Raw genomic sequence first — 11,032 nt, forward strand, 5'->3', positions numbered from 1 at the left:
CCCCTCGGCGCCTTGTGCACCGGGGGGTTCCTCCTGTCCGGACCCAGGGCGTGACCGCACAGTCGCACCCTGGGTCCGTCCGGCGGATCAGGGCCGCACACCCCTTAAACTGTTGAGTCTCTTGAGGAGCCACTCCGTGCCCGAGCTGCCTGAGGTCGAAGTCGTACGGCGCGGTCTCGATCGCTGGGTCACCGGCCGCACGGTCGGTGAGGTCGAGGTCCTGCACCCGCGTGCGGTCCGCCGCCATCTCGCGGGTTCCACGGACTTCGCGGCCCGGCTCAGCGGCAGCCGCTTCGGCACGGCCATGCGCCGCGGCAAGTACCTGTGGGTTCCGCTGGACGACGACTCCAGCTCACTCCTCGGCCACCTCGGCATGAGCGGTCAGCTGCTCGTACAGCCGCAGGACACCCCCGACGAGAAGCATCTGCGGATTCGAATCCGCTTCGACGACGCCCTCGGCACCGAGCTGCGCTTCGTCGACCAGCGGACCTTCGGCGGGCTCTCCGTCCACGAGAACACCCCGGACGGGCTGCCCGACACCATCGCGCACATCGCCCGCGACCCTCTGGATCCCGTCTTCGACGACGCGGCGTTCCACACCGCTCTGCGACTGCGCCGTACGACGGTCAAGCGTGCCCTGCTCGACCAGTCGCTGATCAGCGGCGTCGGCAACATCTACGCGGACGAGGCGCTCTGGCGCACCAGGCTGCACTACGACCGGCCCACCGCGACCCTGACCCGGCCCAGGTCGGCCGAGCTGCTCGGCCATGTCCGCGACGTGATGAACGCCGCGCTCGCACAGGGTGGCACCAGCTTCGACAGCCTCTACGTCAATGTGAACGGCGAGTCGGGCTACTTCGACCGGTCGCTCGACGCGTACGGGCGTGAGGACGAGCCCTGCCACCGCTGCGGTACGGCGATACGCCGCCGCCCGTGGATGAACCGCTCCAGCTACTACTGCCCGCGCTGCCAGCGGCCGCCGCGGGCCAACACGCCTGGCTAGGGCGTGACCTCGCGCGCCGCGTCGTAACGGCTGCGGGCGTCGAGGACCTCGGGCATCCGGCTCTCGACGAGCTGGATCAGCCCGAGCAGCCGGCCGGCGACCTCGCGTCCCAGCGGGGTCAGCTCGTAGTCGACGCGCGGCGGATTGACGGGCTGCGCCTCCCGGAGGACGAGGCCGTCCCGCTCCAGTGCGTGAAGCGTCTGGGAGAGCATCTTCTCGCTCACCCCGTCGACCCTGCGGCGCAGCTCGTTGAAGCGGGCACTCGTCTCGTACAGCGCGGTCAGCGTCAGGCTGCCCCAGCGCCCGGTGACGTGCTCCAGCGTGCCGCGCGAGGGGCACTGCCGGGAGAACACATCGAAGGGCAGGCTGTCGGCGCCGTCCCGCGGGGTGGTCTCGTCCATGAGAAGCAGCTTACGCCCGCACAGCGCTCCCTTTCGGAGTGCGCTGTGCGGGCGTAAGGAATGAGGCGAAGCGCGGCCCATGCGGTCCGGGAGGAATCCCGGAAGGCCCTGGCCCCGGAAGGATCAGAAGCCGAAGAAGTGACACGCCGGGCCTCCGACCTGCGGTCACGTCATCGATGAACGCTGTGACCTGCTGCTGAGCTGTCGGCAGTTGTCAGCGTTGGTCATCGATGAGCGTCCTTCCACGGCCCCGTGACGGCCCCGGGAGGGCGCTCTGCTGTGCGACGACGTCCGCTTTAGGAGTACTGCAACCGCCCCGGAGACCCTTTGACTCCTACCCGTCCCGCCGTTTTGCGGTCCTGTCTCGGCGGAGGTGGACGGCTCCGGTGATCCAGCTTGCGAGCAGCAGGGCACAAGCGGACTCAAGCATTTGGAAGTAGCGCTCCCCATCCGTGATCAACTCGGCCGCGTACAACCCCACCTCAAGGCTCCCCAGCACGAACAAGCAAACCGAGGTGGTAGCAAGGGAGGCACGTTTCTTGCCGGTTGTTGATCCCTGTTGGGTATTTGGCATGTCCTCATGATGAGCGGGGCCAAGCAGCATGGCTAGACTCCTACGGCTCTGCTGACTTAGCAGCAACGCCGCTGCTTGCCCACGTGGTCAGTGGAGTCTCAATGACCCGATCAAGCGCCAGCGCTGCGGGTCATGGAGCACCAGTTTGGAAGACCTCGTATGTGGTTGGGCGTTGACCTGGCGGTTCGTGACCTGCGCATCTGTTCCTGCTTGGCCGTGACTCCCCGCCAGTCCCCGTGGTGTTCTGCTGCGTCGGGCACGCAGCGGGCACGTCTACCTCAGCCGAGGTAGGCGGCCTGCCTTGTCTCGGTCTACCGCCTCCGTGCCTTGAACCACCTGGCAGCAACTATGGCGAGACCTACGATGGCAACGACTGTGATGGCTGCGCCGATCATGGCTCCCGGGTCCATTGTTCCAAGCATGTTCGTCTCCTTAGCTGCCTGATGGCAGTAGCCCGCGCCACACGATCATGTTCCGCGTGAAGATGAACATGGCATCCCGCCCCTGCTCGTGGAACCCGAAAACGAAAGTCTTGAGGACCATCTGAGCTTGGCTCTCGTTCAGTGGCAAAATGCCGCGCCTGCCCATGCTCCTCAACCCACCTCTCACCGCAGCTCCCATCCCGTCCGCCTTCGGCCCACACACCGTGGAGCGGGCGTGGTTCAGGGCGTCAAGGTGGAGCGCGCCACTGTACGAACGACCTTGACGCCCTGGGCCGCGGCTGCTCGGCTCTGCCTGGGTCGAAGGTGGTCGGGATGGGAGCCCACGACGCCTGCCACGATCCGGCCGGCACTCGCGAACGGCGCCCCGTCCATCCTCCCCGCAGCCGAGGTGACGTTGCCCTGGAAGACGGTGGACGGTCCACCGGTCACGGCGTCGCTCATCTTCCGGAGTCCTGAGGGCCTCTCCTTGAACCGCAACCGGTTCAACGATCACCAGTGGCGTCCTGCTCTACGAGCTGCTGGTGTGGTCACCGGGCGGGATAACGGAATGCACGCGCTGCGGCATTTCTACGCGTCCGTACTCCTGGACGCGGGCGAGAGCATCAAGGCTCTCAGTGAATACCTCGGCCACCATGATCCCGGCTTCACGCTGCGGACCTATACGCATCTGATGCCGTCGAGCGAGACCCGTACGCGGGCGGCCGTAGACACAGTTTGGGCCGCCTCGGTTGCCGATAACGGCCCCGAGACGGCCCAAGAAAGGTCGCCGACCTGCGAAAATCTCAGAAGCCGAAGTCCTGAGTCCACCAGGGGCCGCCGGAGCCGTAGTGCACTCCCACGCCGAGGGTCTTGTAGTCACAGTTGAGAATGTTTGCGCGGTGGCCCTTGCTGTTCATCCAGGTGTCCATCACCGCCTGTGCGTCCGCCTGGCCGCGGGCGATGTTCTCGCCGCCGAGCCCCGTTACACCGGCCTTCGACGCGCGGTCCCAGGGGGTCCGGCCGTCGGGGTCGGTGTGGTCGAAGAAGCCGCGGGCCGCCATGTCGTCACTGAAGTTCTGGGCGAGCGAGGCGAGCGGGGCACTGGCCCTGACCGGGGTGCAGCCGACCTTCGCGCGCTCCTGGTTGACCAGTGCGAGCACGGCGGCCTGGGCGGAGGCGTCGCCGGCCGGGGGCGTGGTGCTGCGCGCCGGAGCTGCGGCAGATGCCGTCGGCGCCGCCGAGGCCGTGGCGGACGGCTCGGAACCGGTGGTCCCGGCCGCCTTCGTCCGCTCCGTCTGCTCGGCCGTCTTCGAAGGGGACGCGGACGGCGTGGCCGAGGCGCTGGGGGAGCCCGGCCGCTCGGACTTCCGGGGCACCGGGGAACGCTCGGTGCTGCGGCCGGCCTCGGCCGACGCGATACCGCGGTCGGCCGGAGCGGTGGTGGAGCCGCCCTGCGTCAGCAGGTCCGGCGCTCCCTGGGAGCGGACCTGATCGGCCGCCGCGCCACCGGTCACGTGGTACGTGCCGCCGCTGGGCAGCAGACCCGAAGCCACGGCCACGGCTCCGACGGCCATCGCAGCGGAGACGCCGATCAGCCCTGTACGCACGGGCATGCCGGACCGCTTCCTGCGGTGCGCGCGGGCTTTCACAACCGCAGGCGTGTCAGCGGCCGAACCGGCCACGGGACCTGCGGCGGAGCGTCGATGGCGTCCCATCTGCTGTCCCTTCTGACGTTCTGGACGCCAGAATCGGCGTCAATACGCCTCACTCGGTCGAGTGAGGCTCTGGTTTCGACCGGACTGTACGCCATGGCTCAACGAGGCGACGTGCCCCTTGAGCAATAGGGCGGTTAGCGTTCGGCCATGAACGAAGATGTACGGCTCACCGCCTGGGTGCGCGGCCGAGTACAGCAAGTAGGGTTCCGCTGGTTCACCAGGGCAAATGCTTTGGAGATCGGTGGCCTCACCGGATTCGCCCTCAATCTCGACGACGGCCGAGTGCAGGTTGTCGCCGAAGGGCAACGTGAGAATTGCCACCGCCTGCTGGAGTGGCTGCGCTCCGACGACACACCCGGACGCGTGGATGGAGTCACTGAGATCTGGGGCACCCCGCGCGGTGGTTACGAGGGGTTTGCGATCCGCTGACCCCGTTCCGAATGGGGCCTGAATTCGGGGTCGTGTTCGGACCGTGTTCGACGGGCGGCGAGCGGTGACGGGAGGGCCGCTCATCTGCGTGCACATGAAATGACCTGCGGAAGGACCGGACGGTTGCCAAGATTCGGTTGCCGTGCCAGGCTGCGGCAGTAAGGATGATCTCCACGCCCCCTCAGGGCCCCGCAGGAGAGTCGCGCCGCGTGATCGTCAAGCCGCGCGCCCCCGGGTACCCGCGTCTACGGGGTGTGATCGTGTTGACCGTCAAACTTTTTGGTGAGACGCTGAAAACCCCGCGCACCTTAGCTGTTTGGCAGAGTTCTTTGGCAGCAGAACCGCAGTGATGACAGAGCACTGCCGAGCACCGCGGGTGCGATTCCCTCACGACCCACACCGCATCGGTCGGTCACTCAGTGTGGAGGACCATCCATCATGGCAAAGGCGCTTCTCGGTTACGTCGGCGGTTCCGACCCGCGACTCCTCGCCGAGATGCGACGGCTCCAGCAGCGTGTCCAGGACCTGGAATCCGAGCTCGTACGGATCCAGGACGAGAACGACGCGCTCAACGCCGCCGCCCAGCACCAAGAGTCGCTGCTCGACAGCATCGACATCGACGTACCTCAGGCGGAGCCGGCGCTGACCTGACCGAGGGCCCACAGGGGCCGGTCGGGCTGCTCGCGTCAGCCGTCTGAGTTCATCACCGGATCGTCACCGGAATCGTCACCGGATCATTGAAGATCATCACTGTGATCTGTCGCCTTCTTGATCCGCCGCGTTCTTTGATCCGTCACGCAGCACTTCGCAAGATTTGCAAGGGGCGCTTCGGCGTCCCTTCTTTCTTTTGCCCGACTGCGACAGACCCACCCCGGACATACACCCCTTCCCTTACCGTCTGATGTGCCCTGCACCTTCATCAGCGAAACCGAGAGCGAAAGGTAGAGTCCGGCGGCGTGCATCTCAAGGCCCTGACCCTGCGTGGTTTCAAGTCGTTCGCCTCCGCCACGACCCTGCGGTTCGAACCCGGGATCACCTGCGTCGTCGGTCCCAATGGTTCCGGCAAGTCCAATGTGGTGGATGCGCTCTCCTGGGTCATGGGTGAGCAGGGAGCCAAATCCCTGCGCGGCGGCAAGATGGAGGACGTGATCTTCGCCGGCACCACCGGGCGGCCGCCGCTCGGACGCGCCGAGGTGTCGCTGACCATTGACAATTCCGACGGTGCGCTGCCTATCGAGTACGCCGAAGTGACGATCACGCGGATCATGTTCCGCAACGGCGGCAGCGAATACCAGATCAATGGGGACACCTGTCGGCTCCTCGACATCCAGGAACTTCTCTCCGATTCCGGTATCGGCCGGGAGATGCACGTCATCGTCGGACAGGGCCAGCTGGACTCCGTACTCCATGCCGATCCGATGGGGCGCCGCGCATTCATCGAAGAAGCCGCCGGTGTGCTCAAGCACCGAAAGCGGAAAGAGAAGGCGCTGCGGAAACTGGACGCGATGGGAGCCAATCTGGCCCGTGTCCAGGACCTCACGGACGAACTGCGGCGGCAGTTGAAGCCGTTGGGGCGGCAGGCGGCCGTCGCACGGCGGGCCGCCGTCATCCAGGCCGATCTGCGCGACGCGAGGCTGCGGCTGCTCGCCGACGACCTGGTGCGGTTGCACGACGCGCTGCGCAGCGAGATCGCCGACGAAGCGGCGCTGAAGCAGCGTCGGGAGGCGGCGGAGGCGGAGCTGAAGGCGGCCCTGACGCGGGAGGCGGAGCTGGAGGACGAGGTACGACGGCTGGCGCCGCGCCTGCAGCAGGCCCAGCAGACCTGGTACGAGCTGTCGCAGCTCGCCGAGCGGGTACGCGGCACGATCTCGTTGGCCGACGCCCGGGTGAAGAGCGCCACCGCCGCGCCCGAGGAGGAGCGGCGCGGTACGGGATTCAGGGACCCGGAAAGCATGGAGCGCGAAGCCGCCCGGATCCGGGAGCAGGAGGCTGAGCTGGAGGCCGCGCTGTCAGCGGCGGAACACGCGCTGGAGGACACCGCTGCCCACCGGGCCGAGCTGGAACGGGAGTTGGCGGCCGAGGAGCGCAGGCTCAAGGACGCGGCCCGCGCCATCGCCGACCGGCGAGAAGGGCTCGCCCGGCTGACCGGGCAGGTCAACGCGGCACGCAGCCGGGCCGGTTCGGCGCAGGCGGAGATCGACCGGCTGGCCGCCTCGCGTGACGAGGCGCAGGAGCGGGCGGTCAGGGCGCAGGAGGAATACGAGCAGCTCAAGGCCGAGGTGGAGGGGCTGGACGCGGGCGACGCGGAGCTGGGCGAGCGCCACGACGCCGCCAAGCGGGAGCTCATCGAGGCGGAGTCGGCCCTCTCCGCCGCCCGGGAGGCCGCCACCGGCGCGGAACGGAAGCGGGCGGCCGTCGCGGCCCGGCACGACGCCCTGGCCCTGGGCCTGCGCCGCAAGGACGGCACGGGCGCGCTGCTCGCCTCGCGCGACAGTCTGTCGGGGTTGCTCGGCCCGGCCGCGGAAATGCTGACGGTGGCCCCTGGCCACGAGGTCGCGGTCGCGGCGGCGCTGGGCGCGGCGGCGGACGCGGTGGCGGTGACGGACCCGGCTACGGCAGCGAACGCCATCCGGCTGCTGCGCAAGCAGGACGCGGGGCGGGCGGCGTTGCTTCTGGGGGGTGCGAGCGCGGGTGCGCCCGAGGCTGATACGGGGCAGGTGCCCGCCCAGGGCGGGTCCGCGACGCAGCAGGTACCCGGTCAGGGTTCGGCGCCCGCCGCGGCCGGGGAAGTCCCGCCCCGGACCGCCGAGTCCGGTGCGGGGCACGTACCGGGCCAGGCAGCCGGGCAGGACCGGGCGGCCCACGCCGGTGCGGCGCACGCGCCCGGCCACCACGTCGGCCACGTACCCGCGCCGGGTCCGGCCCCCGACGTCCCGTCCCACGGCCCTGCCGACCGCCCCGAGGCACCCGGCCACGTGCTCCGCGCCGCTGTCCCGGACACCCCGCCCGCAGTCGCCGATCTTGTCCGCGGACCCGCTGAGCTGATGGCTGCCGTGCGCCGGCTGGTGCGTGGCATGGTCGTCGTGCCCACCCTGGAGGACGCCGAGGATCTTGTCGCCGCGCACCCTGAGCTGACCGCGGTGACCGGTGAAGGAGACATCCTCGGGGCGCACTTCGCGCACGGCGGTTCTGCCGGGGCGCCCAGCCTGCTTGAAGTGCAGGCCTCCGTCGACGAGGCCGCCGCCGAACTGGCGGACCTCGCTGTCCGGTGCACCGAACTGGCCGAGGCCCAGCGCCTCGCGGGGGAGCGACGCAGTGCCTGCGCCGCGCTCGTCGAGGAGCTGGGGGAGCGGCGCAGGGCCGCCGAGCGGGAGAAGTCGGGGGTGGCCCAGCAGCTCGGCCGGCTTGCCGGGCAGGCCCGCGGCGCCGCGGGCGAGGCCGAGCGGTCGGCCGCCTCCGCCGCCCGCGCGCAGGACGCCCTGGAGCGGGCGACCGAGGAGGCCGAGGAGCTGGCCGAACGGCTGCTCGTCGCGGAGGAGATGCCGGTCGAGGAGGAGCCGGACAACTCCGTGCGCGACCGGCTCGCCGCCGACGGTGCCAATGCCCGTCAGACCGAGATGGAGGCCCGGCTCCAGGTCCGTACCCACGAGGAACGGGTCAAGGCACTTGCCGGGCGTGCGGATTCCCTCGACCGCGGTGCCCGCGCCGAACGTGAGGCCCGTGCCCGTGCGGAGCAGCTTCGCGCCCGGTTGCGCCACGAGGCTGCGGTGGCCTCGGCAGTTGCCTCCGGTGCCCGTCAACTTCTCGCCCATGTCGAAGTGTCCGTCGAACGGGCCGGGCAGGAGCGGGTCGCCGCCGAGGCAGCGAAGGCGGAGCGCGAGCAGGAACTGATCGTCGAGCGTGGCCACGGACGTGAGCTCAAGGGTGAGCTGGACAAGCTGACCGACTCCGTCCACCGTGGTGAGGTGCTCGGCGCCGAGAAGCGGCTGCGGATAGAGCAGCTGGAGGCGAAGGCCCTCGAGGAGCTGGGCGTGGAGCCGGCCGGGCTTGCCGCCGAGTACGGCCCCGACCAGCTGGTGCCTCCGTCGCCGGCCGCGGAGGGTGAGGAGCTGCCGGAGGACCCGGAGCACCCGCGCAACCAGCCGAAGCCGTTCGTCAGGGCGGAGCAGGAGAAGCGGCTGAAATCCGCCGAACGGGCGTATCAGCAGCTCGGCAAGGTGAATCCGCTCGCCCTTGAGGAGTTCTCGGCACTGGAGGAGCGGCACAAGTTCCTCTCCGAGCAGCTCGAAGACCTCAAGAAGACCCGGGCCGATCTGATGCAGGTCATCAAGGAGGTCGACGAGCGGGTCGAGCAGGTGTTCACGGAGGCGTACCGGGACACGGCGCGTGAGTTCGAGGGCGTCTTCTCACGGCTCTTCCCGGGCGGTGAGGGGCGGCTCATCCTGACCGATCCGGACAACATGCTGGCGACCGGGGTCGATGTCGAGGCGCGCCCGCCGGGCAAGAAGGTGAAGCGGCTCTCCCTGCTCTCGGGCGGCGAGAGGTCTCTGACGGCTGTGGCGTTGCTGGTCTCGATCTTCAAGGCCCGGCCGAGTCCGTTCTATGTGATGGACGAGGTCGAGGCGGCGCTCGACGACACCAATCTGCAGCGGCTGATCCGGATCATGGAAGAACTCCAGGAGAGCTCGCAGCTCATCGTGATCACACATCAGAAGCGGACGATGGAGGTCGCGGACGCGCTGTACGGCGTCTCGATGCAGGGTGACGGCGTCTCCAAGGTCATCAGCCAGCGGCTCCGCTGAGGCTTTACTGAATCTTCAGGTCTTCAACACACCCTTTGAGCGGTCCCGTGCATCAGCTCAACACCCAGCCATTTGACTTCGAAACTTGAAGGCATACTCTCTGAAATGTCGTTCTTAACTTCAAGTGGTGGTGCCTGTCGAGGTGTGGGCCACTTGGAAGAGTTCCCCCCACGCCTGACGACGCGGCCAGGCACCAGGAGTTCATGTGACCAGCACATCGCAGACACCAGGATCCGGAGCCCGCGCGGCCCAGCCGGAACACCTCGGCCACGTCATCTTCATTACGGCAGCCGCTGCGATGGGCGGCTTCCTCTTCGGCTACGACAGCGCCGTGATCAACGGCGCCGTCGAGGCGATCCGGGACCGCTACGGCATCGGCTCCGGAACGCTGGCCCAGGTGATCGCCATCGCCCTGATCGGCTGCGCCATCGGCGCCGCCACGGCGGGCCGTATCGCCGACCGGATCGGCCGCATCCGCTGCATGCGGATCGCCTCGGTGCTCTTCACCATCAGCGCCATCGGCTCCGCGCTCCCGTTCGCCCTCTGGGACCTGGCCTTCTGGCGGATCATCGGCGGCTTCGCGATCGGCATGGCCTCGGTCATCGGCCCGGCCTATATCGCCGAGGTCTCGCCCGCCGCCTACCGTGGCCGGCTCGGCTCCTTCCAGCAGGCCGCGATCGTCATCGGTATCGCCATCTCGCAGCTGGTGAACTTCGGCATCCTGCAGCTCGCCGACGGCAAGCAGCGCGGAACGATCGGCGGCATCGAGGCCTGGCAGTGGATGCTCGGCGTCATGGTCGTACCGGCGCTCCTCTACGGCCTGCTGTCGTTCGCGATCCCCGAGTCGCCGCGCTACCTGATCTCCGTCGGAAAGAACAAGAAGGCCAAGGAGATCCTCTCCGAGGTCGAGGGCAAGGAAGTCGACCTCGACGCCCGTGTGGCCGAGATCCAGGCAGCCATGCACCGCGAGCACAAGTCCACCTTCAAGGATCTGCTCGGCAGCCGCTTCGGCTTCCTGCCGATCGTGTGGGTCGGCATCGGTCTCTCGGTGTTCCAGCAGCTCGTCGGCATCAACGTGGCGTTCTACTACTCGGCGACGCTGTGGCAGTCCGTCGGTATCGACCCGACCGCCTCGTTCTTCTGGTCGTTCACCACGTCGATCGTCAACATCATCGGTACGGTGATCGCGATGGTCCTCGTCGACCGAGTGGGCCGCAAACCGCTCGCGCTCGCGGGCTCCACCGGCATGGCGATCGCGCTGGCCTGTGAGGCCTGGGCCTTCTCCGCCGAGCTGGTCAACGGCAAACTTCCCACCACTCAGGGTGTTGTCGCCCTCGTCGCGGCCCATGTCTTCGTGCTCTTCTTCGCCCTGTCATGGGGTGTGGTGGTCTGGGTCTTCCTCGGTGAAATGTTCCCGAACAAGATCCGCGCCGCCGCACTCGGTGTCGCCGCGTCCGCCCAGTGGATCGCCAACTGGGCGATCACCGCGAGCTTCCCGAGCCTGGCCGACTGGAACCTGTCGGGCACCTACATCATCTACGCCTGCTTCGCCGTGCTCTCGATCCCCTTCGTGCTCAAGTTCGTGAAGGAGACCAAGGGCAAAGCATTGGAGGAGATGGGCTGATCCCCGCTGCCCCTCTCCTCGGTCACGGGGCCCCGGCCCGCGCCCGCGGCTGTCTCTTATAC

At 68.4% G+C, this 11,032-nt stretch carries 8 protein-coding genes and 1 pseudogene; 6 read left to right on the top strand and 3 right to left on the bottom strand.

Annotated elements, in window-relative coordinates; all coding sequences use genetic code 11:
• The first annotated feature begins 136 nt into the window (after positions 1 to 136).
• Complete coding sequence (mutM, locus tag ACNPQM_RS23770) at positions 137 to 1,003, top strand: bifunctional DNA-formamidopyrimidine glycosylase/DNA-(apurinic or apyrimidinic site) lyase (protein WP_358861075.1); 867 nt, start codon at positions 137 to 139, stop codon at positions 1,001 to 1,003.
• Here the strand turns inward: mutM and ACNPQM_RS23775 are convergent.
• Both ACNPQM_RS23775 and ACNPQM_RS23780 read right to left on the bottom strand, forming a co-directional pair.
• Positions 1,000 to 1,404, bottom strand: a complete 405-nt coding sequence (locus ACNPQM_RS23775; protein ID WP_418085628.1) for a winged helix-turn-helix transcriptional regulator — start codon at positions 1,402 to 1,404, stop codon at positions 1,000 to 1,002. The two genes, mutM and ACNPQM_RS23775, sit on opposite strands and share 4 nt — an antisense overlap.
• Positions 1,405 to 2,640: 1,236 nt before the next feature.
• Positions 2,641 to 2,862, bottom strand: a complete 222-nt coding sequence (locus ACNPQM_RS23780) for a hypothetical protein (protein WP_418085634.1) — start codon at positions 2,860 to 2,862, stop codon at positions 2,641 to 2,643.
• Between ACNPQM_RS23780 and ACNPQM_RS23785 the strand changes: the two are divergent.
• Positions 2,795 to 3,181: pseudogene (locus tag ACNPQM_RS23785) on the top strand (tyrosine-type recombinase/integrase); the annotation flags it as partial. The gene ACNPQM_RS23780 and the pseudogene ACNPQM_RS23785 overlap by 68 nt on opposite strands.
• Positions 3,182 to 3,203: 22 nt before the next feature.
• On the opposite strand, the gene ACNPQM_RS23790 reads toward ACNPQM_RS23785, so the two are convergent.
• Positions 3,204 to 4,115 (bottom strand): CAP domain-containing protein, encoded by a 912-nt coding sequence (locus tag ACNPQM_RS23790; RefSeq protein ID WP_418085629.1) that lies wholly within the window; start codon positions 4,113 to 4,115, stop codon positions 3,204 to 3,206.
• Positions 4,116 to 4,262: 147 nt separating this feature from the next.
• On the opposite strand from ACNPQM_RS23790, the gene ACNPQM_RS23795 reads away from it, so the two are divergent.
• The 4 genes from ACNPQM_RS23795 to ACNPQM_RS23810 all read left to right on the top strand — a co-directional run bounded on the left by ACNPQM_RS23795 (position 4,263) and on the right by ACNPQM_RS23810 (position 10,970).
• Positions 4,263 to 4,544: an acylphosphatase gene (locus ACNPQM_RS23795; RefSeq protein WP_358861072.1), complete on the top strand. Its 282-nt coding sequence runs from the start codon at positions 4,263 to 4,265 to the stop codon at positions 4,542 to 4,544.
• Positions 4,545 to 4,982: 438 nt separating this feature from the next.
• Positions 4,983 to 5,195 (top strand): hypothetical protein, encoded by a 213-nt coding sequence (locus ACNPQM_RS23800; protein ID WP_018551753.1) that lies wholly within the window; start codon positions 4,983 to 4,985, stop codon positions 5,193 to 5,195.
• Between the two features lie 305 nt (positions 5,196 to 5,500).
• Positions 5,501 to 9,346, top strand: a complete 3,846-nt coding sequence (locus ACNPQM_RS23805) for an AAA family ATPase (protein WP_418085630.1) — start codon at positions 5,501 to 5,503, stop codon at positions 9,344 to 9,346.
• A 205-nt stretch (positions 9,347 to 9,551) separates the two neighbouring features.
• On the top strand, positions 9,552 to 10,970 hold the full coding sequence (locus ACNPQM_RS23810; protein WP_358860098.1) for a sugar porter family MFS transporter: 1,419 nt from the start codon (positions 9,552 to 9,554) through the stop codon (positions 10,968 to 10,970).
• Positions 10,971 to 11,032 lie beyond the last annotated feature (62 nt).

Origin of the sequence: Streptomyces sp. NPDC056231 (genome assembly GCF_048270745.1) — a bacterium.
Taxonomy (GTDB): Bacteria; Actinomycetota; Actinomycetes; order Streptomycetales; family Streptomycetaceae; genus Streptomyces.

Coding starts and splice junctions, on each gene's coding strand:
- ACNPQM_RS23775 (WP_418085628.1), bottom strand. CDS start 1,404: ATGGACGAGACCACCCCGCGGGACGGCGCCGACAGCCTGCCCTTCGAT.
- ACNPQM_RS23780 (WP_418085634.1), bottom strand. CDS start 2,862: ATGAGCGACGCCGTGACCGGTGGACCGTCCACCGTCTTCCAGGGCAAC.
- ACNPQM_RS23790 (WP_418085629.1), bottom strand. CDS start 4,115: ATGGGACGCCATCGACGCTCCGCCGCAGGTCCCGTGGCCGGTTCGGCC.
- ACNPQM_RS23795 (WP_358861072.1), top strand. CDS start 4,263: ATGAACGAAGATGTACGGCTCACCGCCTGGGTGCGCGGCCGAGTACAG.
- ACNPQM_RS23800 (WP_018551753.1), top strand. CDS start 4,983: ATGGCAAAGGCGCTTCTCGGTTACGTCGGCGGTTCCGACCCGCGACTC.